Source organism: Mycobacterium sp. ITM-2016-00318 (assembly GCF_002968285.2).
Taxonomy (GTDB): domain Bacteria; phylum Actinomycetota; class Actinomycetes; order Mycobacteriales; family Mycobacteriaceae; genus Mycobacterium.
This window is the reverse complement of record NZ_CP134400.1, coordinates 761,075-787,806: the sequence shown is the minus strand read 5'-3', so window position 1 is coordinate 787,806 and position 26,732 is coordinate 761,075. Positions and strand designations below refer to the sequence as shown.

29 protein-coding genes and 2 pseudogenes are annotated in these 26,732 nt (G+C 67.3%); 13 read left to right on the top strand and 18 right to left on the bottom strand.

From position 1 onward, the window contains the following. Positions 1–60 precede the first annotated feature (60 nt). A complete protein-coding gene (locus C6A82_RS03905; RefSeq protein WP_105342151.1) occupies positions 61–624 on the top strand; it encodes a TenA family transcriptional regulator in 564 nt (187 codons plus the stop codon). On the opposite strand, the gene C6A82_RS03900 is transcribed toward C6A82_RS03905, so the two are convergent. Further along, positions 613–1,923 carry a DUF4407 domain-containing protein gene (locus tag C6A82_RS03900; RefSeq protein ID WP_158261587.1) on the bottom strand — a complete coding sequence of 437 codons (1,311 nt, stop codon included), beginning with the start codon at positions 1,921–1,923 and terminating at the stop codon, positions 613–615. The two genes, C6A82_RS03905 and C6A82_RS03900, sit on opposite strands and share 12 nt — an antisense overlap. A gap of 183 nt (positions 1,924–2,106) precedes the next feature. Between C6A82_RS03900 and C6A82_RS03895 the strand changes: the two genes are divergently transcribed. From C6A82_RS03895 to C6A82_RS03885, 3 genes are all read left to right on the top strand, one after another. Further along, positions 2,107–2,538, top strand: coding sequence for a lipoprotein LpqH (locus C6A82_RS03895; protein ID WP_233216746.1), 432 nt, complete (start codon positions 2,107–2,109; stop codon positions 2,536–2,538). A gap of 56 nt (positions 2,539–2,594) precedes the next feature. Beyond that, positions 2,595–4,115: an MFS transporter gene (locus C6A82_RS03890; RefSeq protein ID WP_311101671.1), complete on the top strand. Its 1,521-nt coding sequence runs from the start codon at positions 2,595–2,597 to the stop codon at positions 4,113–4,115. A 129-nt stretch (positions 4,116–4,244) separates the two neighbouring features. Then, the gene (locus C6A82_RS03885) at positions 4,245–4,685 is read left to right on the top strand and encodes a nuclear transport factor 2 family protein (protein WP_105341241.1); all 441 of its coding nucleotides are present in this window, start codon (positions 4,245–4,247) and stop codon (positions 4,683–4,685) included. Positions 4,686–4,688: 3 nt separating this feature from the next. On the opposite strand, the gene C6A82_RS03880 is transcribed toward C6A82_RS03885, so the two are convergent. Continuing rightward, complete coding sequence (locus C6A82_RS03880; protein ID WP_311101670.1) at positions 4,689–5,282, bottom strand: TetR/AcrR family transcriptional regulator; 594 nt, start codon at positions 5,280–5,282, stop codon at positions 4,689–4,691. 126 nt (positions 5,283–5,408) lie between these two features. Between C6A82_RS03880 and C6A82_RS03875 the strand changes: the two genes are divergently transcribed. Then, on the top strand, positions 5,409–5,549 hold the full coding sequence (locus C6A82_RS03875) for a hypothetical protein (RefSeq protein WP_199193598.1): 141 nt from the start codon (positions 5,409–5,411) through the stop codon (positions 5,547–5,549). 12 nt (positions 5,550–5,561) lie between these two features. Here C6A82_RS03875 and C6A82_RS03870 read toward each other — a convergent pair whose 3' ends face one another. The 4 genes from C6A82_RS03870 to C6A82_RS03855 all read right to left on the bottom strand — a co-directional run bounded on the left by C6A82_RS03870 (position 5,562) and on the right by C6A82_RS03855 (position 9,330). Continuing rightward, a complete protein-coding gene (locus C6A82_RS03870) occupies positions 5,562–6,365 on the bottom strand; it encodes a transglutaminase family protein (protein ID WP_105342064.1) in 804 nt (267 codons plus the stop codon). Between the two features lie 126 nt (positions 6,366–6,491). Then, positions 6,492–6,695: a cold-shock protein gene (locus tag C6A82_RS03865; protein WP_105342062.1), complete on the bottom strand. Its 204-nt coding sequence runs from the start codon at positions 6,693–6,695 to the stop codon at positions 6,492–6,494. Between the two features lie 119 nt (positions 6,696–6,814). Continuing rightward, positions 6,815–8,167 (bottom strand): DEAD/DEAH box helicase, encoded by a 1,353-nt coding sequence (locus C6A82_RS03860; protein WP_105342061.1) that lies wholly within the window; start codon positions 8,165–8,167, stop codon positions 6,815–6,817. A 227-nt stretch (positions 8,168–8,394) separates the two neighbouring features. Beyond that, positions 8,395–9,330 carry an NAD(P)/FAD-dependent oxidoreductase gene (locus C6A82_RS03855; protein WP_105342059.1) on the bottom strand — a complete coding sequence of 312 codons (936 nt, stop codon included), beginning with the start codon at positions 9,328–9,330 and terminating at the stop codon, positions 8,395–8,397. A 62-nt stretch (positions 9,331–9,392) separates the two neighbouring features. Between C6A82_RS03855 and C6A82_RS03850 the strand changes: the two genes are divergently transcribed. From C6A82_RS03850 to C6A82_RS03835, 4 genes and pseudogenes are all read left to right on the top strand, one after another. After that, complete coding sequence (locus C6A82_RS03850; RefSeq protein ID WP_105342057.1) at positions 9,393–9,725, top strand: hypothetical protein; 333 nt, start codon at positions 9,393–9,395, stop codon at positions 9,723–9,725. 53 nt (positions 9,726–9,778) lie between these two features. Further along, positions 9,779–10,063 (top strand): annotated as a pseudogene (locus C6A82_RS03845) ((2Fe-2S)-binding protein); the annotation flags it as partial. After that, a pseudogene (locus tag C6A82_RS03840) lies at positions 10,062–10,424 on the top strand (molybdopterin cofactor-binding domain-containing protein); the annotation flags it as partial. The pseudogenes C6A82_RS03845 and C6A82_RS03840, both read left to right, overlap by 2 nt. Beyond that, positions 10,421–11,197: an aminoglycoside phosphotransferase family protein gene (locus C6A82_RS03835; RefSeq protein ID WP_105342055.1), complete on the top strand. Its 777-nt coding sequence runs from the start codon at positions 10,421–10,423 to the stop codon at positions 11,195–11,197. The pseudogene C6A82_RS03840 and the gene C6A82_RS03835, both read left to right, overlap by 4 nt. A 5-nt stretch (positions 11,198–11,202) precedes the next feature. Here C6A82_RS03835 and C6A82_RS03830 read toward each other — a convergent pair whose 3' ends face one another. The 4 genes from C6A82_RS03830 to C6A82_RS03815 form a co-directional block, all read right to left on the bottom strand. Beyond that, positions 11,203–12,012 carry a DUF1206 domain-containing protein gene (locus tag C6A82_RS03830; protein WP_311101668.1) on the bottom strand — a complete coding sequence of 270 codons (810 nt, stop codon included), beginning with the start codon at positions 12,010–12,012 and terminating at the stop codon, positions 11,203–11,205. 68 nt (positions 12,013–12,080) lie between these two features. Then, entirely contained in the window at positions 12,081–12,584 is a 504-nt protein-coding gene (locus tag C6A82_RS03825; RefSeq protein ID WP_105342688.1) for a DUF5994 family protein, read from the bottom strand. Between the two features lie 334 nt (positions 12,585–12,918). After that, positions 12,919–14,508: an NAD(P)/FAD-dependent oxidoreductase gene (locus C6A82_RS03820; protein WP_105342686.1), complete on the bottom strand. Its 1,590-nt coding sequence runs from the start codon at positions 14,506–14,508 to the stop codon at positions 12,919–12,921. Further along, on the bottom strand, positions 14,505–15,452 hold the full coding sequence (locus C6A82_RS03815) for an alpha/beta hydrolase (RefSeq protein WP_105342684.1): 948 nt from the start codon (positions 15,450–15,452) through the stop codon (positions 14,505–14,507). The genes C6A82_RS03820 and C6A82_RS03815 overlap by 4 nt, the downstream gene beginning before the upstream one ends. A gap of 66 nt (positions 15,453–15,518) precedes the next feature. Between C6A82_RS03815 and C6A82_RS03810 the strand changes: the two genes are divergently transcribed. Then, positions 15,519–16,772: a cytochrome P450 gene (locus C6A82_RS03810; RefSeq protein WP_105342682.1), complete on the top strand. Its 1,254-nt coding sequence runs from the start codon at positions 15,519–15,521 to the stop codon at positions 16,770–16,772. A gap of 17 nt (positions 16,773–16,789) precedes the next feature. Here C6A82_RS03810 and fadD1 read toward each other — a convergent pair whose 3' ends face one another. The 7 genes from fadD1 to C6A82_RS03775 form a co-directional block, all read right to left on the bottom strand. Further along, entirely contained in the window at positions 16,790–18,394 is a 1,605-nt protein-coding gene (gene fadD1 / locus C6A82_RS03805) for a fatty-acid--CoA ligase FadD1 (RefSeq protein WP_105342681.1), read from the bottom strand. Next, positions 18,387–18,827, bottom strand: a complete 441-nt coding sequence (locus tag C6A82_RS03800) for a Zn-ribbon domain-containing OB-fold protein (protein ID WP_105342679.1) — start codon at positions 18,825–18,827, stop codon at positions 18,387–18,389. Before C6A82_RS03800 ends, fadD1 begins: the two co-directional genes overlap by 8 nt. Then, a complete protein-coding gene (locus C6A82_RS03795) occupies positions 18,824–20,029 on the bottom strand; it encodes a thiolase family protein (protein WP_105342677.1) in 1,206 nt (401 codons plus the stop codon). Before C6A82_RS03795 ends, C6A82_RS03800 begins: the two co-directional genes overlap by 4 nt. Continuing rightward, a complete protein-coding gene (locus tag C6A82_RS03790) occupies positions 20,026–20,442 on the bottom strand; it encodes a MaoC/PaaZ C-terminal domain-containing protein (protein ID WP_105342690.1) in 417 nt (138 codons plus the stop codon). The genes C6A82_RS03795 and C6A82_RS03790 overlap by 4 nt, the downstream gene beginning before the upstream one ends. A 104-nt stretch (positions 20,443–20,546) precedes the next feature. After that, positions 20,547–21,050 carry a MaoC family dehydratase N-terminal domain-containing protein gene (locus C6A82_RS03785; RefSeq protein ID WP_105341211.1) on the bottom strand — a complete coding sequence of 168 codons (504 nt, stop codon included), beginning with the start codon at positions 21,048–21,050 and terminating at the stop codon, positions 20,547–20,549. After that, the gene (locus C6A82_RS03780; protein WP_311101667.1) at positions 21,047–22,030 is read right to left on the bottom strand and encodes an acyl-CoA dehydrogenase family protein; all 984 of its coding nucleotides are present in this window, start codon (positions 22,028–22,030) and stop codon (positions 21,047–21,049) included. The genes C6A82_RS03785 and C6A82_RS03780 overlap by 4 nt, the downstream gene beginning before the upstream one ends. 4 nt (positions 22,031–22,034) lie before the next feature. Continuing rightward, entirely contained in the window at positions 22,035–23,162 is a 1,128-nt protein-coding gene (locus C6A82_RS03775; protein WP_105346788.1) for an acyl-CoA dehydrogenase family protein, read from the bottom strand. A gap of 179 nt (positions 23,163–23,341) precedes the next feature. On the opposite strand from C6A82_RS03775, the gene C6A82_RS03770 reads away from it, so the two are divergent. Both C6A82_RS03770 and C6A82_RS03765 read left to right on the top strand, forming a co-directional pair. After that, positions 23,342–23,860, top strand: a complete 519-nt coding sequence (locus tag C6A82_RS03770) for a hypothetical protein (protein WP_105346790.1) — start codon at positions 23,342–23,344, stop codon at positions 23,858–23,860. A 14-nt stretch (positions 23,861–23,874) separates the two neighbouring features. Further along, on the top strand, positions 23,875–25,041 hold the full coding sequence (locus tag C6A82_RS03765) for a zinc-dependent alcohol dehydrogenase (RefSeq protein ID WP_105346791.1): 1,167 nt from the start codon (positions 23,875–23,877) through the stop codon (positions 25,039–25,041). Between the two features lie 13 nt (positions 25,042–25,054). Here C6A82_RS03765 and C6A82_RS03760 read toward each other — a convergent pair whose 3' ends face one another. Next, positions 25,055–25,669, bottom strand: coding sequence for a rhomboid-like protein (locus tag C6A82_RS03760; protein ID WP_105346793.1), 615 nt, complete (start codon positions 25,667–25,669; stop codon positions 25,055–25,057). A 135-nt stretch (positions 25,670–25,804) separates the two neighbouring features. Between C6A82_RS03760 and ppk2 the strand changes: the two genes are divergently transcribed. Continuing rightward, positions 25,805–26,701: a polyphosphate kinase 2 gene (gene ppk2 / locus C6A82_RS03755; RefSeq protein ID WP_105346794.1), complete on the top strand. Its 897-nt coding sequence runs from the start codon at positions 25,805–25,807 to the stop codon at positions 26,699–26,701. Positions 26,702–26,732: the final 31 nt, after the last annotated feature.

Here is a 26,732-nt window from a genome sequence, read left to right as displayed (position 1 = left end):
TTTCGCGCGCGACTCTGCCATTTCGCGGCGCCCGGCTCCGCCGTGACTACCCTTCGTGGCGTGCCCGACGAACTGTGGACCACCGCCACCCGCCACCCGTTCCTCGACGCGGTGCGCGACGGCACCATCACCGACGCCGCATTCGACCGCTGGCTGGTGCAGGACGCGATATTCGTCGCCGACCTGCTGACCTTCCAGGCGCGCCTGCTGGCGCGGGCGCCGCGGAAAGCCCAGTCGGCGGTGTGCGGCGGCTGTTCGGCGTTGGTCGCCGAACTCGACTGGTTCGAGGAGCAGGCCGCCCGCCGCGGGCTCGCCATGGACGCGCCCGCCCTGCCCGCGACGCTCGCCTATCGCGTACTCCTGCAGCGATTGGATGGCGCACCCTACGACGCGGCGGTCACGGCGCTATGGGTGATCGAGCGCGTTTACCTGCTGGCGTGGAGCTCGGCGAAGTCGGATACGGCGCCGTTCGGCGAGTTCATCGAGCATTGGTCCACCCCGGAGTTCGCGGACTACGTCGCTGCGCTGGGCGAGCTCGCGTCACCCGACGCGCATCAGGAGCTCGTCGGCGACGTGTTGTCGCACGAGGTGGCGTTCTGGGACATGGCTCTGTCAGTCGGCTGACGGCAGCTGACGCCGACCGCCGTTGTCCTGAATCTGCGTATCCACCTGCGGCTGATCGATCCGGGACGACGTCGTCCGCGTGACGGGTGTTGCCTCGACCCAATGCTCGTCGGACTCGGCCGTTTCCTCCGACGTCACACTCACCCGGTGGCTGCGCCGAAGGGTGAGGTGGATCTCCTCGGTCTCCTCGAATACCTGCCGCGCCGCGCGCAGCGGACGAGTCGTCGTGTCGATCGCGCTCGCGACGATGGGCGGGACGAACGGACGAATCCAGCGGGTCGCCGCTTTCGCGACGTCGGGCACCGTCGGGATCAGCGCGCGCTTCTCGCCGTCGGAGGCCACCGCAGGCAGGTTCTTCGGCTCGTCCAGAACCTCGCCCGTCAACTCCGCGGCGGGCTCGTCGACCCGCACTGCGGTCACATGCACCGGTGCCTCGATCGCCGCGGCGACACGGCGGCGCTGCTGCTCGCGGTCGATCTCGTTCTGCGCCTCGATCTGCAGCCGCGCGGTCGAGAGCTCCTGCTCGGCCTTCATCGTCTCGATGGCGGCGCGCACCTCGGCCCGCTTCACCGCGATCGCGGTGTCGGCCTCCAGGTCCGCGCGTTCCTGCGTCGCGCGTGCGGCCGTGCGCCGGTCCTCGGTCGTCTTCGCCCGCGACAGCCGAAGCAGGAGCGGGAACAGGAAGGCCACGATGAACAACCCGGTCAGCAGCGCACGCAACACCGTGGCACCTGCGCTGTCGAGGGTGTAGGAGTTCATGGCCAGCCACCGCACGCCGAAGCCACGGTCCGCGGTCGCCGTCGCGGCATCGCGAGCGTCCAAGAGCTTGTGCTGCTCGTCGGCGATCGTCGCGTCCAACGACGGGGCAAGCCGGTCATGCTCGACGACGGCCTTGTCGAGCCGGCGCTGCGTTTCTGCGAGAAACCCGTTGGCCGTGCGATTTTCGGGCCCCGCGCCGGGCAAGCCGGTGATGCGCGTCGGCGGGCACGCCGGCGAAGGGTTGAACTCGCAGCGCGCGACGACCAGCGCCTCGTCGCGGCGGCGGCTCGCGTCGACGACGGCGTCGTCCAGAGCGCTGCGCGCCTGCCGCGTCCGCTCCAGATCGGCCGACGCCGCCACAACGGCGGGCGCCGACGACGCGGTGCGCGCGGCCTGCTCGTCCAGGCGGCGTTCGCTCGAACCCGCGAAGACCAGCATGGCGACGACCTCCCCCACGACGACACCCATGACCACCGCGGCGATGGCATACGCCAGGGCACGCGGCCACGCGACAACAGCACCGAAACGGTTGGCAGACATCAGAACTCCAAAAGCCGAGTTATGTTGGGACGCGGCGGAACCGGCACGCCAGCATGTTATTGAGCCCATCGTCTCACAGCGGCCTCCCTCTGCGCATATCGTGAGAGCTCAGCAAAGGATGCCGTCGGGGAGTTAACTGGCACACAGGTATGGGTAACTCGGCAGGTTGAGGGGGAGTGCGCCGTGCGGACACGACTGATCGGCTGGACTGCAACGCTCGCGGTGGTCGCCGCCACCGCTGGATGCGGATTGACGGGCGAACAACCGAAAGAGCCGTCGCAGCGATCCGGCAGGGTCGTCCTCGGCGACAAGTCGCGGCCGACGCAGTCGGTCAAGTGCACGCAAACCGACTGGGCGCTCAACATCTACGCCAACACCAACCCGGGAAGTGCCCAGGTCGCCCTGACGATCGGCGGCGAGAAGCCGACGGTCGACACGGTGAGCATCGAGAACATCGACGGGGTCAGCGGCGTTTCCGGCGGCGCCGTCGGCAAGGCCGAGGCCAGACTCGACAACAACAGCAGCTACACGATCACCGGTACCGCGCGTGTCACCGACTCCGCGGACCCGTCGCAGACCACCGACATGCCGTTCACCATCGAAGCGCCCTGCTGAAGCAGCTCTTCGAAATCGCCTGAGCGGGTTCACCGGCAGCCAGTAGCATCCAGCGCGTGCCGACGGATGCACCGGCCGAGAGCCGATATGTAGCGGGCCTCGCGGCCACCATGACAGTGGCCGCGATGGGTCTCGGCTACGCGATCTCGATCGGCGACCCGACGATTCTGTCGGCCAACCTGCAGGTTGTCTCGGCCGGGTTGCAGATCACCGGAAGCACCGCGACGTTCGTCGCCAGCCTCGCGACGCTCACCATGGCGGCCGCGGTGCTCAGCGCGGGCGCCCTCGGCGACCGGTACGGCATGCGCCGCATGTACCTGATCGGGCTGACAGGTGCGGTGGTGTTCAGCGCACTGGCCGCCGCCGCCCCGCTGCCCGCGGTGCTGATGGTGGCGCGTGGCGGCGTCGGTGTGTCGCTGGCCTTCCTGATCGGCCTCTCACTGGCGCTCACCAACGCGGTGTTCCCGCCGGGCAAGCGGGCCGCGGCGATAGCGGCGTACTTCGGGGTCGGATACGCCGTCGCCACCCCACTGCCGGCGCTCGCCGGCATGCTGGCACATGCGATCGGCTGGCGCGCATGCTTTTTCGTCGTGCCGGTGATCGCCGCGATCGGACTGCTGATCACCTGGCGGTTTGTGCCGGAGACGACGCCTGCGGCCCGTCGACTCGATCTGCCCGGCCTTGCGCTGTTCGCCGTCGCCCTGCTCGGCCTGATCTTCGGCACCTCGCGGATGGAGACCGGCGTCGACGCCGTGGGCCTGGTGTCCATCGGCATCGGCCTGGCCGCAGGCGGCGCGTTCGTGATGCAGGAACTCCGCACCGCGGACCCGGCTTTGGACATGCGGGTATTTCGCTCCAGCCGGTTCAATGCCGCGGTGGCAGCCGGAGTGGTGTTCAACATCGTGCTCGGCGGATCGATGGTTCTACTGGCCTTCTATCTGGTGACCATCCGCAAGGAATCTCACGAATTGTTCGGCCTGCTGCTGATTCCGGCCACCGCGATGGCGGCCGTCGCCGCCACCTCCGCGGGCCCGGCGGCGAATCGGTTCGGTCCGCGCACCGTTCTCGTCGGCGGGCTCGTCGTCATGCTGATCGGATTACTCATCCTGAGGTCGTTCGACCTGCACACGTCGCGCCCTGTCGTGTTCGCCACGACCGCACTCCTGGTTGTCGGTGGTGCGCTGGTCACCACACCGCAGGCCCAGATCATGATGAGCAGCGCGCCGGACGATCTCGGCGGCGCGATCTCGGCCGTCAAGAGCGCGGTCAACGAGGGCGGTTACTCGCTGGGACCCGCACTGTTCGCGCTCGTCGGCATCAACCTCTTCCTCACCGACAGCGTGCACGACCTCTCCCGGTCCGGTGTCACGCGCACGGAGACCCGCGAGGCGCTGCTGACGGCGCACGGTGGTCGGGAGGCGCATCTGGTCAACCCCGAGCAGGCACGGCTGGTGATCGACCAGGCGCCGCAGAACGCCGTCGACGCCATTCACACGCTGAGCGTGATCATGGCCGCCGGCCCGGTCATCGCGATCGTGGTGGCGCTGTGGCTGATCAAGCCCGCCGACAGAAGCTAGCGGCGACCACTATCCCCCTCGAGCAGGGCAACCCAGCCAGTTTTAGAACATCTACTCTAGATTTCAGTATTAGAGCGTATATTCTATTACTGTGTCAGTTCCGCCACTGAGAAAGATCTGGAGCAAGAGATGACCAGCAATGCCGATGTCGTGCTCGCGGTGATCAAAGCGGTCGAGGACCGCGATGCCGAGACGCTGAACCGGCTCTATCACGACGAACTCGAATTCCATGAAGCGCCGTCGCTGCCTTACGGCGGCCGGTTGAAGGGCAAGAACGTGCTGCGGGATCAACTCGAATCTGACCCCGAGAAGACGTGGCTGGGGACCTGGGGACCGCTTCAGCCCACCGAGGCCGAGCGACGGATGGACCCCCGAGTCGTTGCGGTCGGCGACAACGAGGTCGTGGTCACGTACCGCAACCGCGGCGTCAGCCCGGACGGCGACCGCTTCGAGTCCGAAGTGCTCGCCCTGTACGAGGTACGCGACGGAAAGTTCTCGAGGGCGCAGATGTTCCACTTCGATACCGCGGCCTTGATCGATTTCTTCGATCGCTCACGGCGCCAGTCCTAGGCGCTACAGCGGCGCGTCGATGACGGCCCGCACGGCTGTCTCCGCATCGTCACGGAGGCCTGCCGGCAGCTTGGCGCCGCTGACGAGGTAGCGCTTCGTCGCGCCGTATGGAAGGTCGAACACCGCAAGCATCGTGCGATCGAAGGCCCGGCGACTTCGCGTGCCGTACAACCGCTCGGCCATCTCCTTCACCGCCCGCTGCACCGGGCGGTTGAGTTGTGCGAGTTCCCCGGCGAGGGGGCCCGCCGGGGTGGCGCCGATCAACTCCTCGCGGCCGAACGAGGCAAGCAGCCGCGCATCCGCCGGGTGTTGTGTGCAGAAGTCGAAAATCGAAAGAGCCGCAGCTACAGCGGCTTCGGTCGCATCCGGGGTATCCATCACCGCCAGGAACGACGCCTGCGAGCGCTGCACCGCGCGCATCCACAGCCGGGTGACCAACACCTCGAGCGAGCCGAAGCGATGGTAGATGGAGCCGACGGGCGCGCCGCTAGCCTCGGCGATCGCCTCGATCGTCGCTGCTCGGCCACCGTGTTGCAGGAGCAGTCCGCGAGCGGCGTCCAGCATCGCGTCGGTGTCGTGCAGCGGAGGTCGCGCCATCCCACGATATTAGAGTCCCTGCTCTACAACGCCGGTCGACCGAGGCGACCACACGCCGAGTTCGTCACCGGGGAGTAGGGTCGGGGAATCGGGACCAACCAGGCCCCTACAAGCAAGGGGCCCGCGATGTCCGACAAGTCTCCTCGACAATCCATGACCAAGAAGTCCGGTAAATCGCTGAAGGAAAAGCGCGCCGCCAAGCATGCCAAGTCGGACGCCAAGGCGGTCTCGGCGGCCAACGCCTTGTTCCACGACAAGAAGCGTTGACGCGTACCAGCCTCAGCCGATGCACACCAACTGATCGATCGAGTCCCTCGGCAGGTCGCCGTCGACGATCGCCGTGACGAGAAGTTTGTCCAGGTTCACCGGGCCACCGTGGTTATCGAGGAATGCGGTGTCGGCGGCGTCGCGTCCGGTGGCGATACGCACCAAGGTCTGCCGCGGGGCCAACAGGGTGGCGTCGACCACCCGCCATTGCCCCTCGACGAACGCCTCGGCGACCGCGTGGAAGTCCATCGGATACAGCCCCGGCGCATACACCGACACGAGGCGGGCGGGGACGTTCACGGCCCGTAACAGCGCGACGACCAGGTGTGCGTAGTCGCGGCACACGCCTTCGCCTGCGAGCAACGTGTCCGCCGCGCCGTCGATCGGGTCGCTTGACCCTGGCACGTACTTGAGCCGCGTGCCCACCCAGGAGGACACCTTCTCCAGGAGGGTGGTCGAATCGCCGTACTTGCCGAATTCTGTTGCGGCGAAACCAAAGAACTTGTCGGCCTCCGCATAACGGCTCGGACGAAGATACATCGAGAGGTCGTATTCGGTGACCGGCGCCGGATCGGTCCGACCGACGACCGTCGCGGCGTAATTGACCTTCAGATTGCCGGTCGCGGCGTCCATCTTGTGAATGCGATTGCCGTGTACACCGGTGACCTCCAGAGGCTCCAGCGGCTTTCCGTCCAACAGGAACGACAGCGTTTCGGACACCTCCGCCGTGGGATGCGGCGCAACGGCGATCTGGAACTCCAACGTCGTCGGCGCGACGATCTCGACGTCGAGTTCGACACCGACTTCTCGCCTCATCGACTGATCATCGCACCTCTACCGAGCGGCGCGCCTGCTGAACATGAGCGGCAGTGGTCGGCACGTCCCCGGAACAGAGAAGTGGGCTGGTAGGAAAACCCACCAGCCCACATTGGATAACGGATGTCAGACGGCCGTTACTTTGACCGCCTGAGGACCCTTCTGGCCCTGTTCGATATCGAACTCCACCCTCTGGTTCTCCTCGAGCGACTTGTAGCCGTTGCCCTGGATCTCTGAATAGTGGACGAACACGTCTGCGCCGTCGCCGTCGGGGGCGATGAAGCCGAAGCCCTTATCGCCGTTGAACCATTTCACAGTGCCCTGCGTCATACTTGCTTACTTCTTTCACTTTGTACGGATGTAGAACAACATCCTAGGCAAGGCTATCATGGATAACCTTGATTGCCCAATTCAATTGTGGCAAAACATTTTTCGCCGTACGAGCGGCACTATCGGGAGACAGCGCGCCGACGGCCGGCGTGGTTGCGGGTGTGCGGTTGGCCGCCGCCTGCGCCGCCCGAGCCGCCCGACCCGGACCTCGCACCCGGCTTGCGACGACGCCGGTTCCCGTTTCCGCCCGCCTTCGCGACGGCCTGTGCCCTGGCGGGCTGGTCGGTGCGAGGAGCGGACTTGCGCAACGGTGCGATGTCGCCGACCAGCGCGCTGACCGGCGCCGAGTGCGCGACGACATCCTGCGGACGGACGTTGATGCCCGCTTTGCGCATCAGCGCATTGGTGTCCCTGCGCTGCTCGGGCAGCACGACGGTGACGACGTCGCCGGCATTGCCCGCGCGTGCGGTGCGGCCGGACCGGTGCAGGTAGGCCTTGTGCTCCATCGGCGGATCGACGTGCACGACGAGTTCGACCTCGTCGACGTGCACGCCGCGAGCGGCGATGTCGGTTGCGACGAGGACGCGCGCTTCGCCGCTGCTGAACGCGGCGAGGTTGCGGTCACGCGCGGGCTGAGAAAGGTTGCCGTGCAGGTCAACTGACGGCACGCCGGCCTCGCTGAGCTGCTTGGCGAGCTTCTTGGCCTGATGTTTGGTGCGCATGAAGAGGATTCGCCGTCCGGTGCCCGACGCGAGGTGGTGCACCAGTTCCTTCTTGGCCTGCACACCCCCCACGTGGAATACGTGGTGGGTCATCTGCGCCACGGGCGAATTGACTTCGTCGACGGAGTGCGTGACCGGCTGCCGCAGAAACCGCTTCACCAGCTTGTCGACGCCGTTGTCCAGCGTCGCGGAGAACAGCATCCGCTGCCCGCCTGCGGGCGTGGCGGCCAGGATCCTGGTGACGCCGGGCAGGAAGCCCAGGTCAGCCATGTGGTCGGCTTCATCGATGACCGTGACCTGGACCGAATCGAGGCTGATGACGCGCTGGCGCATCAGGTCTTCGAGCCTGCCGGGGCACGCGACGACGATGTCGACGCCTGACCGCAGCGCGCTCTCCTGACGGCTCTGCGAGACACCGCCGAAGATCGTGGTGACTTTGAGGTTGAGCGCGCGGGCCAGCGGTTCGAGCGTCGCTGCGATCTGGGTCGCCAGCTCACGGGTGGGCGCCAGCACCAGGCCGCTCGGACGGCCGCGGCGTTGCGTGGCGTCGAGCCGGGTCACCAGTGGGATGGAGAAGGCGAGCGTCTTACCGCTGCCGGTCTTGCCGCGGCCCAACACATCTCGTCCGGCGAGCGTGTCGGGAAGCGTCTTCTCCTGAATCGGGAAGGGGACGTCGATCCCGCGCGCCGCGAGCGACCTGATGAGTCGTTCGTCCACGCAGAGATCAGCGAAGGATTGTGTGCTTGTAATGGTGAGTGCCCTTCAGGCATCGGTTGCGCTTCGCCGGGTGAATCGGCATAGCACAAGTGTGGCGAGATTGCCGGTGGGCAACATCGATCGCCGCGAGGAAACCTTGTGCATGGTGCACGGTCTGGGAGGTGTCTTACGACGTCGTCGGCTTGGTCTTTCGACCGCCGACGTTGACACCAGCCTACAGGTGGGCTGCTGAGCTGGGAAATCGCCTGACGTGAGGTCGGTCACGTCGGCGGGTAGGGCATTCCGAATAGTTCGGACAGCAGGCTCTGCACCACCATCATGGCCGCCTTCGAGCCCTTCTCCATCGTGCTCGGCAGATGCGGCTGGTCGGTGCAGTTGTCGCCCGCGGCGAAGACGCCTTCGACCGTCGTCCGGTAGATCTCGTCGACCTTGATCTCGTCGACGGCGCACGCGCCCGATCTGTACTCGACGCCCAGTTGCTCGGCCAGCGGTGAACGTTGCCGCAGCGGCGCCTCGACGAGCAATCCGTCCCGCGCCAACCGCTCCCCGTCGGCGAACGCGATGTCGGTCAATTGTCGGCCTTCGCCGACCAATTCGACGATTCGTCGATCGTCGATCCGCACATTCGCACCTCGCAGCATCTCGTGGTCCTCATCTGACAACTTCGGGGGACCGTCGGTCAGCAGGACGAGGTCCTCGGTCCACCCGCGCAGCATCAGCGCAGCGTGCATGGCGGTGCCATCGGCCGCCAGCGCCGCCAACCGCTTGTCCCGCATCTCCCAGCCGTGGCAGAACGGGCACTGGAAGACCGTCGTGCCCCACAATGCGGTCAGCCCGGGAATCTCGGGCGGGTGGTAGCGCATACCGGTCGCCAGCAGAACCCGGCGAGCGCAGATCTCGTCGCCGCCGTCGATCTCCAGCAGGAAACCGCCCTGGACCTGACGGCCACTGGTAACGGTCCCGTGCCGAAAATCGACGTCCGGATACTCCTTGAGCTCCTCGCGGCCGGCGGCGTACAGCTCCGCGGGCGGACGCCGGTCATAGCCAAGCAGGCCGCCGATCACCTCCGATGCCCGGTTGCTCTGGTCGTCGGCGTCGATCACCAGCGTTCGGCGACGCGCCCTGCCCAGCACGAGGGCGGCGCTCAGACCCGCCGCGCCCGCTCCGACGACCGCGCATTCCCACTCTTCAGTCACCGCCTCCTGATACCCACGTCAACGGCAGGTAACCGCACGCGCCGCTGTCGTACAGTCTCGACATGTCGTTTCGCCGCTGCGCCGGGCTGGCCGCACTGGTTGTCGCCGCCGCGTCGGTCCAACCCGCCGTCGCGCCGGCCGGCGCCGGTGACGAATGTGGTGCCATCGGCGCTCCGCCTGCCGGCAACGTCGTCGTCGCATCGGGCACCGTCACCTGCGCCGACGCGATGGCCGTCGTCAACCGCTATTTGAGCGAGTTCTCCGTCGCGCCCGACGGCGCGTGGATCCGTTTCGACGGATGGGATTGCTGGACGCCGTCGGCCGGCGAGGCGATGGTCAACGGCTTCGGCACGGAATGCAGCCGCGGCGGGGACAACATCCAGATCCGCGGTTGACGATCGCCGTGCGCTGACTGTTTGCGCCCCTGGTTACGGGGTACGTCGCCCTGATGGAGTCAGCCCACTTCACTGACATCACGCTCGACGTCGACGGCAGCTCCCGCTCTCTACGCATCGACAACCGCGTGACCCTGTTGGACCTGCTGCGCGAGCACCTCGGCGTCACCGCGCCGAAGAAGGGCTGCGACCACGGCCAGTGCGGATCGTGCACCGTGCTGCTCGACGGCAGGCGCGCGACGACCTGCCTCGCGTTCGCCGTCGCCCACGACGGCGCGCAGATCGTCACCGCGGCGGGCCTCGGCGACACCGACGCGCTGCATCCCGTCGCCGAGGCTCGGCGTGTTCTCGGTCGGCCGGGTCATCAACCCGACGACGCTGCGGTCCCAGCTGATCGGCGGCATGACCATGGGGCTGTCCATGGCGCTGCACGAGGAGAGCGTGCGCGACCACCGGTTCGGCCACATCGTCACTCACGACCTGGCGACCTATCACATCAGTTCGCACGCCGACATCGGTGACATCGACGCGATCTGGCTCGACAGCGTCGACGAGCACTCCAACCCGATGGGCTCGCGCGGGGCGGGCGAGATCGGCATCGTCGGCTCGGCCGCGGCGATCGTCAACGCCGTCTACCACGCCACCGGCGTGCGGGTGCGAGACTTGCCCGTGATGTGTGACGCCCTGCTGCCCGCGTGAGCGAGGTCGACGACCTCGTCGACGAATGGGACCTGCGAGCCGACGGCGACGTCGTGCGCGGCTCCCGGTCCTCGGTGCTGCCCGTGCGGTCATCCGACGGTGAGCCGGCCGTGCTCAAGATCGGGCATTCCGCCCACGAGCATCTGGTACTGCGGCGGTGGAACGGCGAGGGCGCTGTGCGGCTGCTGCGGGCCGATCCGCACCGACGGGCCCTGCTGTTGGAGCGGCTGCACACCACGTCGCTCGACGGTCTGGTCGACGCGGAGGCCTGCGCGGCGGTCGCCACCCTCTACCCACGGCTACACGTGCCCGCGATGCCGCAGTTGCCGTCGCTGTCCACGCTCCTCGCGCAGTGGGCCGACGAGTTCGCCGGGCTGCCGCGCAGCGCGGCGATCCCGCACCGCCTGGTCGAACAGGCCGTCGTGCTGTGCCGCGAACTCGCACCCGAGCCTGCCGACGCCGTCCTGCACGGCGATCTCCATTACGGCAACGTGCTCGCCGCCGACCGCGCGCCGTGGCTCGCCGTCTCGCCGAAGCCTGTCAACGGCGACCCGCACTACGAGATAGCGCCGATGCTGTGGCACCGCTGGGACAACATCGCCGACAACATCCGCTTCGGCGTGCAGCGACGGTTCTACGCGCTGGTCGACTCCGCAGGCCTCGACGAGGACCGCGCCCGCGCGTACGTCGCCATCCGCGTCGTGCGGGCCGCGATCGCCGATCCCGACAACCTGACGCGTTATGTCGCGCTCGCCAAAGCGGTGCACGACTGAGCCCGTCACATTCGCGAGTACCGCGTCAACGCCAGACTGTAGAGACCGTATGCCGCGAAACCCGCTGCGGCGATGATCAATATGACCCCGCCGAACTGGGTCGAGCCGAGCGCCTTGACCGCGCCGTCCAGTCCGGTCGCCTTGGCCGGGTCGTCGAGAACCGTCGCCGCGATCAGGAGTATGCCCGCCGCCGACAGCACCAGGCCCTCGGCCACGTGGCCGCAGACGCCCAATGCCGTCAACAGCCGCCCGCCGTCGGCGTTGAGGTCGTTGAGGAACTTCCGCGTCGCGCCCTTGTGCGCGTAGTACGCGCCGATGACGAGGATGACGACGCCGACGGCCACCAGAAGGACCTTGCCGCCGCCGGACTGCATCAGCTTGGCGCTCAAACCGGCCGTCCGGCGGCTTCCTCGCGAATGGGTGCCGAGGGCGAACTGGATCGCCGTCGCGGCCACTGCGCCGTAAACCAGCGCCAACCCGAAGGCCTTGAGCCGGTGAGTGATCGGCGAGTCACGCTGGTGCGCATGGGAGTGCTCGGCAGGGTGCAGGCCCAGCACGCTCTCGGACAGTCGCCACAACGCCAGCGCGATCAGGCCTGCGGTGACGACATACAGCGTCGGAGTACCCAACGGTCTGCTCGCAAGCGTGGCCAGCGCGCCCGTCTGATCCGCCTCTCCCGAGGAGCCGAGCGCGATCCGCACGATGATGCTCGCGACGAGAAGGTGCAGCGTGCCGCTGATCAGATAGCCGGCCCTGGCCACCCGCTGCAGTGCAGCGTTGCCGGTGGCCCGGTTGACGGCAGACTTGAAACTCATTGTGCAGCGGAAGTACCCACCACCGCGCGCGTCGGAACCGGCCAGCGGTCACCGAAACTATCCGCGATTCAGGACCCGCTGACGGTCTCCGCGCTGCGCATCCGCGCGACCCACTGAGCGCTTTCCACCTGGGCGGTGCGGACGACGAGTTCGGCTGTCGCGAACATTCGGCTGTCCCGCTCGAGCCCGAGCACAGGCATCGCCGCTGCACCACGCATGACCAGCCCGCCGAGGTCTGTCGACGTCATATGCGGCACGACCAGCAGTCTCGCGCAACCGCGCCTGCCGTCCACATGCATGAGGCGCATCCGCCTGCACGTAGTCGTCACCACCCGGCGCGTGCCTCCGACCAGCGTCTCGAGGTCAAGCGGGCCCTCGGTGACCGGCCAGTTGATGCGGATGTCGACAATCTCGCCGAGTGGCTCGTGAAGGCCCTCGATCAGCCCGGGAAGCTCCTGTGCCACCGAATTCGAGTAGGGCCACCATGCGCCGTCGATGTCACCGCCGAGTTGCCCGGCGAGGGTCAGTCTGACGGGCCGCGCCAACCGCCGCGTTCCCGTCAACCCATTCACGACTGTCGCGGTTCACTCGACGGCGGAGTGGCATCGGAGAAGGCAGGTGACTGCACTTCCTCCGACGACGCGTCGCTTTTGGGAACCGTCTCGTGCTTAACGGGATGCGAGAACAGATCGGATGAATCCATAAATCAAATTCCTTTGAGGTTTGTTGCGCGCTGACCGTATGGAGTGACGAGCGCGAACAGCGTTCGGTTCGCAAGCTGATCGATCACGGCGGCCAGTCATTCCCGACACTGCAGAGATGAAGTGCCGAAACTCAAGCCTACACCCCGTCGCGCAGGCCGGTGATTCGTGTCGGTCCGACGCCTCGCGCGTGTCTCGGCTGCTGTCAGCGCGTCGTCAGCACCATTCCCGGATATCCCTGTGCCGCAACATCTTCCAGCGACGTGCGGTACTTGCCGAAGCCACCGATGTACGGCATGAAGACACGCTTCTTGCCGTCGATGTTGGAGCCCAGGTACCACGAAGACCGCGCCTTGGGGAACAGCGTCCGCTCGGCCACCTCGGCGACGTGGGCGGTCCAGGCCTCGGCGGCATCGCGGCGCGGCTCGACCTCGGCGATCCCGTGCCGCCTGGCTTCCACCATGAGTTCGACCGCCCAATCGACCTGCACCTCGGCGTGCAGCACCATGTTCGCCAGCACCGACGGGCTGCCCGGCCCGCTGAAGCTGAACAGGTTCGGCAGCCGCGGCATCATCACCCCGAGGAAGGTGACCGGACCGTCCGCCCACAGCTCCGAAAGCCGGTCGCCGTAAGGCCCGACCGGATCGATGCGCGTCATCGCACCCGTCAGCGCGTCGAAACCCGTTGCGAAAACGAGGACATCGCAGTCATAGGTCGCCTCGCTCGTGCGAACGCCGTGCGCGACGATGGCCTCGATCGGTTCCCGTCGCAGGTTGACCAGCCGGACGTTGTCGCGGTTGAACGTCGCGTAGTAGCCCGCGTCGGTGCAGATGCGTTTCGTTCCGATCGGGTGATCGGTGGGGATCAGGTCCTCGGCGACGGTGGCGTCGTCGACGATGTCACGGATGCGGTCCTCGGCGAACTGCCGCGCGATGTCGTTGGCAGCGAGCACCGAACCCTGATCGGGGAACGTCTTGGCAAAGAGCACGCCGCCGTCGCGCCAGCGCGCCCACATCGCCTCGAGCCGCTCCTCGGGACCGGCGTCGAGCGCGGTCTTGTGAAACGTACCGTGCGGTGTGCCCGCGCCCGCATACGCCGAACGCTTCCTGCGCTCCGGATACTCCCGCCGGATGCGCTGCAGGTCCTCGTCCGACCACGGATAGTTCGGCATCGGGATCGTGTAGTTCGGCGAACGTTGGAACACGACCAGCGACTCGGCCTGTTCGGCGAGGATCGGCGTCACCTGGATACCGGACGAGCCGGTGCCGATGAGGCCGATCCTCTTGCCGCGCAATGGCGGGTCCTCGCGCGGCCACGCCGCTGTGTAATAGAGGTCGCCCGCGAAGTCGTCGACGCCCGCGATGTCGGGCCGGTTCACCGCCGAAAGGCAGCCCGTCGCGCACAGCAGGAAGCGGGCGCGGTGCTCCTCCCCCGTCGACGTCCGCACCAGCCACTCGCCCGCGTCGAACTGCGCGCCGACGACCTCGGTGCCGAACCGGTAGTGCCCGCGCAGGTCGAACCGGTCGGCGACGTGGTCGAGGTAGGCGAGGATTTCCGGCTGCGCCGCGAAGCGCTCGGTCCACGACCATTCGCTCTGCAGGTTCTCGTCGAACGAGTAGGAGTAGTCGACGCTTTCGACGTCGCAGCGCGCGCCGGGGTAGCGGTTCCAGTACCAGGTGCCGCCGACGCTCGGCGCCGCCTCGATGCCCAGCACCGACAGGCCCTCCGACAGGCAGCGGTGCACCGCGTACAGACCGGCGAACCCGGCGCCGATGACGATCGCGTCGTACCTCATGCCTCGACTCCCGCGAGCTCGTTGACCGCCAGCAGTCGCCGCATGTCGAACCACAGCAATTCACGCGCGGCCTCACCGGCGCGGAACTGCATCATCGTCACGAAGCCGTGGAAGAGGCCGGGGTAATCGCGATGCAGCACAGGCACATTGGCGGCACGAAGCCGTTGAGCATACGAGCCGCCCTCGCTCTGCAGCACGTCGAACCCGGCCGTCACCATCACCGCGGGCGGCAGGCCGTCATGCGATTCGGCCCGCGCGGGTGCCACCAGGTACTCCGGCGACGGCATCTTGTCGTCGAGGTACTCCCGCCAGTAGTACTGCATCGCGTCGCGGGTGTTGACGTAGCCGGTGGAGTACATGCGGTAGCTCTCGGTGTCGAAGAACGGCTCGATGGCCGGATACAGCAGCACCTGGCCGGCGGGCATCGGCGCGCCGCGTTCGCGACACATCAGCGCGGTGACCGCAGCGAGATTGCCGCCTGCGCTGTCGCCGGCGACGAGCACCCGCGACGGGTCGACGCCGAGTTCGTCGGCGTGGTTCGCCACCCAGCCGAAGGCGGCGAACACGTCCTCCGCGGCCGCCGGTGCGCGGTGCTCGGGCGCGAGGCGATAGTCCACCGAGACGACGACGGCTTCGGTGTACCGCGACATCGCCCGGCAGAAGCCGTCGTGCGAGTCGAGGTCGCAGAGGACGAAGCCGCCACCGTGCGCGAACACCACGGCGGGCCGCGGGCCTGCGGACCCGTGCGGGCGGTAGATCCGGACCCGCAGGTCGCCGTCAGGGCCGGGGATCGTGCGGTCGTCGGCGCTGGCCACATCGCCGAGGTTGGTGACCGCCAGGCGTCGCCCAGCCAGAAACGCGCGCGCCTCATGGGCGGTCATGGTCTCCACGGCGGGAAACGCGTCGTTGGTGGCCTGCATGAACTTCTGCACGCCATCGTCCATGTTCGGCAACGGTAGTGCACGATCGCTGGCTACGATCACCGAAAGCGAGCCTGAGGAGGTTACGGCATGTGCCCATCCGCTCCTCGCGAGCACGCCACCCCCAACCTGCCGCCGGGCTTCGACTTCACCGATCACGAGATCTACGCCTCCCGGCTGCCGATGGAGGAGTTCGCCGAGGTTCGCCGCACCGAGCCGATCTGGTGGAACGAACAGCCGCCCGATGTGGGCGGGTTCGGCGACGGCGGCTTCTGGGTGGTGAGCAAGCACCGCGACGTCCGCGAGGTCTCACTGCGCAGCGACGTGTTCTCGTCGGCGAAGAAGTCGATCGTGCCGCGCTACAAGGTGACCGGCGGCGGCGGTCAGATCGAGGCCGGCGCCCTGTCTCTGATCATGATGGACGACCCCGAGCACACCCGGCTGCGCAAGATCATCTCCCGCGGGTTCACGCCGCGGGCCGTCGAGCGGCTGCGCGCCGAACTCAGCGAGCGTGCGCAGCGCATCGCCGAGGAGGCAGCTGCGGAGGGCGCCGGCGACTTCGTTCTCCAGGTCGCCGCCGAGCTGCCGCTGCAGGCCATCGCCGAGCTGCTCGGTGTGCCGCTGGAGGACCGGGGCAAGCTCTTCGACTGGACGAACCAGATGATCGGCGGCGAGGAGGATCCCGAGTTCGCCGACTTCAACCCGCTGGAGTCGACGGCCGAGTTGATCTGGTATGCCATGCAATTGGCGGCGCGCAAGAAGGAGGAGCCGGGCGAGGACATCGTCAGCACGCTGATCGACTCCGAAGCCGAGGGCAATCTCACCGAGGCCGAGTTCGGCATGTTCGTCGTGACGTTGACGGTGGCGGGTAACGAAACGACGCGCAACTCCATCACCCAGGGCATGATGGCGTTCACCGAGTTCCCCGAGCAGTGGGAGCTGTTCAAGGCGCAGCGGCCGAAGACCGCCGCCGACGAGATCATCCGCTGGGCCTCGCCGATCACCGCGTTCCAGCGCACGGCGCTGGTCGACACCGAGCTCGGCGGCGTGAAGATCAAGAAGGGCCAGCGGCTGGTTCTCTTCTACCGTTCGGCGAACTTCGACGAGGACGTCTTCGACGACCCGTACGCGTTCGACATCACGCGAGACCCGAACCCGCACCTCGGATTCGGCGGCACGGGTGCGCATTACTGCGTCGGCGCCAACCTCGCACGGATGACCATCGACCTGATGTTCAACGCGATCGCCGACCACATCCCCGACCTGACACCGGTCGCCGCGCCCGAGCGGCTGCGGCACAGCATGATCAATGGCATCAAGCACTGGCAGGTCGAATACCGCTGAATTGTGATTTCGGCGCGCTAATCGACGGTGAGCGCACGCGAGCGCGCCGAAATCGCTGAGTAGCGGCGGCCTCTCGGCTCGCGTTCCCACAGCACGCCGTCGCCCGCGCTCACGCCTTCACCGATCAGCGCGCGCTTGAGGATCTTGTTGGTCGCCGTCTGCGGCAGCGCGTCGTTGATGCGCACAAATCTGGGCCATGCCTTCGGTGACAGGTCAGGCTGCGACGCCAAGAACTCCTCGAACCGCCTTGGCGACAACGTGGCTCGGTCATTGAGGACGACGGCCGCCATCACCTGATCGCCGACGCGCTCGTCGGGCACCGCGTACACCGCGACGTGGTTGACCTCCGGTAGCCGCTGCAGGATCCGCTCGATCGGGCCCGCAGCGAGGTTCTCCCCGTCGACCCGCATCCAGTCCGCGGTGCGACCGGCCAGGTAGATCCAGCCGTCCTTGTCGCGGTAGGCCAGATCGCCCGACCAGTACATGCCGTGCCGCATCCGCTGCTGAGTCGCGGCCTCGTCGTTGTAGTAGCCGGTGAAGCCGCCGACACCGTAGGTGTTGACAAGCTCACCGACCGCCTCGTTGAAGTTGGTCAGCGCGCCGTGCTCGTCGAAAACCGCTGGCGCGCATTCTGTCACCGTTTCCGGGTGGTAGACGCTGACGCCCGGATAGCCCTTGCCGATCGACCCCGACGGGCAGCCGTCCTCGCGCATCACGACGACCGCGAACTCGCTCGAGCCGAAGCTGTCCACCACCCGGCACCCGAACCGCCGCGCGAACTCCTCGACGTCGCGCTCGGTCGCCTCGTTGCCGAACGCCGCCTTCAACGTGTTGTCGGCGTCGTCGGGCTTCTCGACGGTGCCCAACACCAGCGCCAGCGGCTTGCCGACATAGTTCATGTACGTCGCGCCGTAGCGGCGGATGTCGGACAGGAACCGTGACGGCGAGAACTTCTCCGGCACCATCGCCGCGCCGCACGCCAGTGCCACCGCCCAGCCCGCCGCCACTCCGTTGGAGTGGAACAGCGGCATCGACAGGTAGCAGACGTCGTCGGCGGTCAGCTCGAAACGCTCGGCCAGGCTCGCGCCGCACAGCACCGCCATCGCGTGTGCGAACCGCACGGCCTTCGGGTCGCCGCTTGTGCCCGACGTGAACAGCATGACGACGGGGTCCATGCCCTCGACTTCACGATGCGGTACAAGCGGTTCCGCGGATTCGACAGCTGCGCGGTAGCCGGGCCCGTCGACCTCGATGACCGTCGCACCGCCGAGATCGAGGCCGTCGAGCAGCGGCATGTGCTCGGCGTCGGCGAGCACCAACTGGCAGTCCGCTCGCCGGATGTCGGCGGCCAGCCCGTCGCCGCGGCGCGTCGTGTTGATCCCGCACAGCACGTAGCCGCCGAGCGCCGCCGCGGCCATCGACCGCAGCATCGCGGGCGTATTCCCCAGCAGCGCGCCGACGTGCATGGGCCGCGACGCGTCCGCCACATCGAGGAGCGCCGACGCCTCAGCCGCTGCTTCGGCAAGGTGTTCGCGCCACGTCCACGTCCTGTCGCCGTGCAGCATCGCGATGCCGTCGTCGTCCATCCGCGATCGCAGTAGCTGCTGCACCGTCTCAAACATGGCTGCCTGGTCGCTCGGACAAGCCTCGCTCCGAAGCCGACCGATACTTCAACAGCGTGACGCCCGCATCGGGCACATCGACGAACACCGGCTCGACCCGCATCCCGATTCGGATGTCGTCGGGCTCGACGTCTACGAGTTCCGTGCTGACCTTCGGCCCGACGTCCCACTCGACGACCGCCAGCAGCTGCGGCAGCTTCTCCGCCCACGGCGGACCGGTCGGTTTGTGCGCGACGGTGAAGGTGTACAGCGATCCGGCGCCGTCGATCTCACGCCACTCGAGGTCGTCGGCAAGCGTCCCCGGCGCCAGCGTCCGCGGGTAGAACACGTAGCGGCCCGTCGACGGCGAGTACTGAATCAGTAATCTGCGCTGGCGCAACGCATCCCAGAACGGCTGCGACACCGGAGTCGGCTCCGGCAGCGGCGCGCTCATCGATCACCGCCGAGGATCAGCGCGACCTGCTCGCTCATGATGCCGCCGTTGCCCGTGACGAACGCGGTGTTGCAGTCGGCGACCTGCGCGTCGCCCGCGCGGCCCATGACCTGACGGGCGCCGTCGACGACGTGGTGCATGCCGCCCGCCATCCCGGCCTGACCGTAGGACAGCTGCCCGCCCGCGGTGTTGACAGGGAAGTCGCCGCGAAACGTCAGGTCGTGGTCGGTCAGCCACGTCATGCCCTCACCCTTGCCGCAGAAGCCGGCGTCCTCCAGCGTCATCAACACCGTGATGGTGTAGCAGTCGTAGATCGAGGCCATGTCGATGTCGGAGCGGGGAAGGCCCGCCATGGAGAACGCACGTTCGGCGGCGCGTGCGATCGGCGTGCGGAGAAGATCGTCGGCGTAGGTCGGTGTCTTGAATCGGATGTGCTCCCCGAAGCCCTTGATCCACACCGGCCGGTGACGGGATGCCCGGGCGACTTCGGCGTTGGCGATCAGCACGCCCGCACCGCCCTGCACCCGCATCACGGTTTCGAGCATGTGGATCGGGTCGGCGATCACCGGGCTGTTCAGCACGTCGTCGACGGTGATCGGCTTGCCGTGGAAGACGGCCCCCGGGTGCGCGCACGCATTCTCACGCTGATGCACCGCGATGCGGGCCAGAGCCGCTGCGTCATAACCGAACTCGTGGCCGTAGCGCTGCGCGATCTGCGCGTACGGGCCGTTCTGCCCGACATTGCCGTACGGGATCTCGAACTCCGCCTGCGGCGACCCGTAGTTATTGCTCGACGCGCCGAACCAGCTCAGCGTTCGGCCGGGCTTGGCCTCCGATCGGGGAATCTCGGTCGATCCGGGCATGACGACGAGGACCGCGTCGCACTGACCCAGCTCGACGGCCGCGGCGGCACGCCACACCATGCCCGCCGCGGTCGCACCGCCGAGGTCGACGCGGTCGCCGAAGTCGAGCGGCAGCCCGAGATACTCCGACAGCGTGGCGGGCGCGAACATGGTCGACTCCGCGATGCCGTGCGTCGAAAGACCGTTCACGACAACGGGATCCACACCCGCATCCTCGATCACCATCTTCGCGAGCCGCGCGTATTGATCAAGGGTGAACGACGGCGGTGCGCTCTGCTTCTTCTCAGCGGGCAGTTCGGCGATGCCGACGATGGCGGCCTCGCCGCGCAGGCCCGTCACTGGGCGCTCCGCTGCGGCAGGGCGACCGTCGCGGTGCCCGGCATCAGTACGTCGTCGCCACGCTTGCAACCGATGTCGAGATCGACCAGTCCGTCATCGCGTTTGCCGGTCACGGTGCCGCCGAACGTCAACTCCTGGCCGGGCAGTGCGATCGCGCGGTTCTGCACGGAGAACGCGACAAGGCGGCCGCCACCGCCGATCCAGTCGGTCAGCGCGCGCGACAGCAACGCTGCCTGCAGCGGTCCCTGCACGAGCACGGTGTCGTAGCCTTCGCGATCGCGCGCCCACTCCTTGTCGTAGTGGATGCGATGGCCGTTGTAGGTGGCGGCACTGAAGAAGAACATCTGTGTCTCGTCGACGGTGACCGTCAGCGCCGGGATGGCCTCGCCGACCGCCACGTCGTCGAAGTGCACTTGCGTTGCCTCGCGAAGTTGCGTTCCCTCGCGAGCAGACGCAAAAGGCCCGTTTTCGGCTGCTTTTCGGGTACTTTTGCGTCTGCTCGCGGGGGGTGGTGAGGTCATGCGGGCCGCGCGATCATCGAGGTGGTGGCTTCGGCGAGCAGCTCGCGGTGCTGGTTGCGGTATTCCGCACGCCAGGTCACCAACACGAAAGCGCCTGACCTGCCATGCTTCTCGACGATCGAGTCGACGGTGCGCGTCATCTCGACCTCGTCGCCGTGATAGGCCGGCAGGTGGAACGTCGTGCTCTCGCCGCCTGCCATTCGCCGCGGCGCGCGCGGGAAGGCCATGCTGCCGGTGACCGCGCCCGATGACCCGTCGGGCCGCAGCTCGCCGAGCGCCGCCACACCGAGTATCGAGTACTGCAGATACAGCGGCGGGCAGGTGATGTCGCGGTAGCCGTGCCTGCGCGCGTAGTCGGCGTCGAACCACAGCGGGTTGTGGTCTCCGATCGCGGCCGCCCACCGCTGCCAGTCGCGCCGGTACACCTCGCCGGTGGCGACGGCGACGACCTGGCCGATCTTCTCCGCCGACTCCGGATCGATGAGGCTGTCGGCCGTCATCGTCGTCCTCCCCAGTTCATCTCACCTGCAAGCCATTTCGCGGCGACGTCCGCTCCGCCGCCGATCGTGGACAGGATGCGGGCGCGCTCGGAGTACTTGTGCAGTCCGGTGTCGACGACGTAGCCCATGCCGCCGTGCAGCTGGTGTGCGTCGAGCGTGATCTTCTTGACCTCCGCCGCCCGCATGCGCGCGATCGCCGTCTCACGGGTCGCGGTGCGGCCCTGCCCGAGCTGGAACACCGCGGAGTGCGCGGCGAGCCGGGCAGCCGACAGCGCGATGTGCATGTCGGCCACGATGTGCTGTGCGGCCTGGAACGACGCGATCGGCCTGCCGAACTGCTCGCGCATCTTCGTGTACTCCACCGTGCGGTCGAGCACCGCCGCGCCGATGCCGACCAGATCCATGCAGTCCAGCGCCACAACGGTATTCGCGACGCGGCGCAGCTGCAGGGGATCGACGGGCGTCGGCTTGCCGAGCGCCACCTCGTCGAGGCGGACCGTGAAGGCGGGAAAGCCGCCCATCGTCGCGACGGGTTCGATCGTGACGCCGGGTGCCGTGGTGTCGACGGCCACGACGCCCGCGTCGGTGGACGCGATGATCACGTCGGCCTGATCCGCGTCGGTGACGAACTCCGCGACACCGCTGACCGGCCGGTCGGCGGACGCGTCCCGCGGATCGAACAGCGCGCACGTGCCGCGTGCTTCACCCGACGTCAACCGGGGCAGCCACTCCGCACCCACCCCGAGCCAACCGATGGCCACCGATGCATGCAGCGTGCTCGTAACCACTCTGGGGCACAACGCCCGTCCCGCTTCCATGCAGAAGATCCCGACGTCGGTGAGGCTGCCGTCGACCGGCAGACCGAGCACACCCGCGTCGGACAGCGCCTTCCACTGCGCGTCGGGCGCGAGTTCGGCGGCCAGCACGCTGCGGCACATCGCCGCCAGATCGCGTTCGTCCTGATCCAGAGTCACCCGCATCGCGTCACCGACCGTACGAGGGCATCTTGTGGCCGCGCTGCGCGATGACGTCGCGCAGGACCTCGTTCGTGCCGCCGCCGAAGCGCATCAACGGCGACACCCGGTACAGCCGCTCGAAAAAGTTCCCGACCCGCAACCCCTCTGGCCCGAGCAGGTCGATGGCCAGGTCGGCGATGCGCTGGCGCAACTCGCTGGTGAAAATCTTCTCGACACTGACCTCGATGCTGGGGATGCGTCCGCTGTCGAGCATCGACGCCGCCTCCAGGCCCATGAGCCGGGCGACCTCGACGTCGGCCTCGGCCTGCGCGAGGCGGCGCCGGAACACCGGGTCAGGATCGTCCGCCATCGCGATCAGGTCGTCCAGTGCCCGCCGCAGGTCACCGGCGTTGGTCAGCGCACCGCGCTCCAGGTCTAGTGCGCCGGTGATGTAGGTCCAACCGGCGTTGAGTTCACCGATCAGGTTGGTCAGCGGCACCCGCACGTCGTTGAAGAAGGTCTCGTTGGTCCGGTATCCCGACCAGGCATACAGCGGATGCACGTCCACCCCGGGAGTGTCGACGGGGACCGCGATCACCGAGATCCCGCGGTGCCGTGGCGCATCGGGATCGGTCCGCACGCAGAGCCATTCGTGGGTGGAGCGCTGCGCGCCGCTGTTCCAGATCTTCGACCCGTTGATCACCCACTCGTCGCCGTCGCGAACGGCGCGCGTGCGCAGGCTGGCGAGGTCGGTGCCCGCGTTGGGCTCTGAGTAGCCCAACGCGAAGACGATCTCGCCGCGTGCGATGCCGGGCAGGAACTCCTTCTTGTTCTGCTCGGTGCCGTGCCGCATGATCATCGGCGCGATCGAGGTCACGGTGAGGTCGGGGCCGGGCACACCGGCGTACTCGAACTCGGTCATGAGCAGGTGCTGATGGGTTGGCGTCAAACCGAGGCCGCCGTACTCCGTGGGCCAGTTCAGCCCGAACCAGCCCTTCTCGCCGATCTTGCGGCGGAACGCGGTCAGCTCGCCGCCCTGGTACTCGAGACCGTGCGCGGCCATCTCGGCCCGCAGCGCCTCCGTGACGTTGTCCTCGAGGAACTGCCGCACTTCGGCCACCCATGCGCGCTGGGCGTCGTCGAGCTCGAAGTCCACGCAGGCGACACTATCGAGAAGTTGTCTACTCGGCGGCCGAACGGGCTGCGCCGAGACTGCGGTTTATGACGATTTCGCCGGATTTCGGTCACAAAATCGGATTCTCGCGAACGGCCAGCATGACGTTTCGGCCAACCGGCGGCGGGTAACCGCGACCGAACGACATGCGAGGAGAAGGAATGAACGTCGTCGACACCGCCAAGGCGCAGGTCAAGCAGATCGTCGGGAAGGTCACCGAAAAGGTCGTCGAGTCAGCCACCAGCGACTCGCGTGTGCAGGCGATCACCATCGCGCGCCCGCGAAACGAGGTCCTGCACCACTTGCAGGACCCCGGCTTCCTGTCTCAGGTGTTCGGCGACATCGCAACGGTCAGCAGCGAGGGTCCCGACCGGCTCCGGTGGACGTTCGCGGCCGACGGCAGCGGGCCGTCGTGGGACTGCGTTGTCGCAGTCGACGACGATTCGCACCTTCGGTTCGTCGACGTCGACCCCGAGAAGAAGACCGGGGTCAACCTCACTCTCCGCGACGCACCGCAGGACCGCGGCACCGAGGTGATCGCCAGAGTCACCAGTCCGGGCCCTGGTGCGCTGACCGGCGTCGCGACCTTCAAGGCGCTCTACCGGGCCCGTGCGCTTCTGATGACCGGAGAAGTGCCGACCATCAAAGAAAACCCGAGCGCCCGCGCCTCGGACCGCTGAGCGAAGGACACCACATGCGAGCACTGGTATGGAACGGCGTCAACGATCTCGCCGTCGAAACCGTCGACGACCCAAGCATTCTCAACCCTCACGACGTCATCGTCGAGGTGAAGCTGACCACCACATGCGGGTCGGATCTGCACTTCATCAACGGCTACATCCCCGGCATGCGCGAAGGCGACATCTTCGGCCACGAATTCATGGGTGAGGTCATCGAGGTCGGCCGCGAGGTCACCGAACTGAAGGTCGGCACCCGCGTCGTCGTGCCGTCCTTCATTGCGTGCAACCGCTGCTGGTACTGCGACCGCGACCTGTACTCGCTGTGCGACACCACCAATCCGAACGCCGAACTGCAGGCACCTCTGCTTGGCTCGCCGACGGCGGGCATCTACGGCTACACCCACGAGTTCGGCGGCTACGCCGGCTCGCATGCCAAGTACATCCGCGTGCCGTTCGGCGCCGTGAACTGTTTTCCGATTCCGGACTTCGTCACCGACGAGCAGGCGCTCTTCATGTCCGATGCGGTGCCGACCGGCTACATGGGCGCCGACTTCTGCAACATCGCGGGCGGCGACACCGTCGCGGTGTGGGGCGCGGGTGGAGTCGGCCTGATGGCCGCCCGTAGCGCGTTGCTCAACGGCGCGGGACGCGTGATCTCCATCGACCGCATTCCCGAACGACTCGCTCTTGCCGAACAACTCGGCGCAGAGACCATCGACTACAGCTCCGTCGACAGTGTGGCCGAAGTGCTGCGGGAGAAGACCGGCGGCCGCGGACCCGACTCTGTCATCGAAGCCGTCGGCATGGAGGCCCACAGCACGGGCGTGCAGCATGCCTACGACCGCGCCAAGCAGGTGCTGCGCCTGGAAACCGATCGGGCCGCCAGCCTGCGCGAGGCGATTCTCGCCTGCCGCAAAGGCGGCGTCGTCTCGGTGCTCGGCGTCTTCGGTGTGACCGACAAGTTCCCGATGGGCGCCATCATGAACAAGGGGCTGACCCTGCGCTCGGCGCAGCAGCACGGGCAGCGCTACATCCCCCAGTTCTTCGACTACGTGCAGCAGGGCGACCTCGACCCATCGATCCTCATCACCCACGACCTGCCGTTGGAGGAGGGCGTGCGCGCCTACGACATGTTCAAGAACAAGACCGACGGCTGCATCCGCGTGGCGCTGCGGCCGTAGGCGCGCCGTTCATTCATGCGTTCATTCTGCGGTCGGACACCGCCCGCGGGTACGGCATTCGGTCGCGGTCGGGCGCCAGGGGGATGGCGGCCAACCCGAACAACAACGCGGTCAGATGGCCGACCTCGGTGAAGGTGGGCCGGACCGCGGCGTTGGCGGTCAGCGCGGCAACGGCTGTGAGCTGGCTGCGAGCACGCCACGGCGGTGGCACATAGCCCGTCAGTGCGCCCGTCACCCCGAGCAGGAAGTAGCTCACTCCTACGTCGCGCGCGTTCACGAGCCGCTGCGGCACTCGACCTCGGCGGATCAACAGCCGAAGGAAGCTCTGTCCGGCATAGGTGCCGACGACATGGGCGCAGAGACCGACGAGAAGCCAACGCCACCAACCCAACCGTCGTTCTGCGGGGGCGACAACGCCGACGAACACAGGGACGTACGGCCACCACCTGTGATCGTCGAGCCAGAACAGGCTTGCGGCCAGCACACGCGAGGGCTCGTTGTCCAGGCCGCGCAGGTTCGTGGAATGGGCCCGCTGGATCTGCTTGGCCTTGCGGCGCCCGGCCGACCGCTGAATGCGCGTCGTGACGAAAAGGATCGCCAGCCACCCGAAACTCAGTGGCGCGGTCATGACACCAACGTAGTCAACCCCCCGTCATGAGGCCTCGACCTACCGCCATGCGACGGCACAACGCCCGGCGTTTCGACGTTTGCGGGGTCACGTTCGGCGGGTAGGGCTCTTGGATCCGCTATCGAGGAGCCCGTCATGACGACCGCCGACGACAAGATCGACATCGATCTCGACGACCTTTCGACGGATAAGCACGGCTACACCGTCGACGACGAGGACGACGACGATCCCGTTCTGCTGGCCCGCGACGGCAGGCCCATCGAGACGTGGCGCGAGCGCTACCCCTACGACGAGCGGATGTCGCGCAAAGAGTACGAGTGGCTGAAGCGGCGATTGCAGATCGAACTGTTGAAGCTGCAGAACTGGAGCAAGCGAACGGGCACCCGGCACGTCATCGTGTTCGAAGGCCGCGACGCAGCGGGTAAGGGTGGCACCATCAAGCGGTTCACCGAGCACCTCGACCCCCGCAACGCGCGCGTCGTAGCACTGGAGAAACCCACCGATTCGGAGAAGTCGCAGTGGTACTTCCAGCGCTACGTGTCGCACCTGCCCAGCGCAGGCGAGATGGTTTTGTTCGACCGGTCCTGGTACAACCGCGCCGGCGTCGAGCGGGTGATGGGGTTCTGCACGTCCGAGCAGTACCTGGAGTTCCTGCGCCAGGCCCCGATGTTCGAGGACATGCTCGTCAGCGAGGGGATCCACCTCACGAAGTTCTGGTTCTCGGTGTCACCGGCCGAACAGCGCACCCGCTTCGCGATCCGGCTGGTCGACCCGGTGCGGCAGTGGAAGTTCTCGCCGATGGACATGGCGTCGATCGACAAGTGGCAGGAGTACACCGCCGCCAAAGAAGACATGTTCCGAGTGACCGACACGGACATCGCACCGTGGATCGTCGTCAAGAGCAACGACAAGAAACGCGCCCGCATCAACGCCATGCGATTTCTTCTCGCCAAGTTCGACTACGACGACAAAGACGAGGAACTGGTCGGCGAACCGGATCCACTGATCGTGGGCCGCGCGCTGGAGGATTAGCGTCCTGAGCAAGCGGTATCAGGTATCCGCC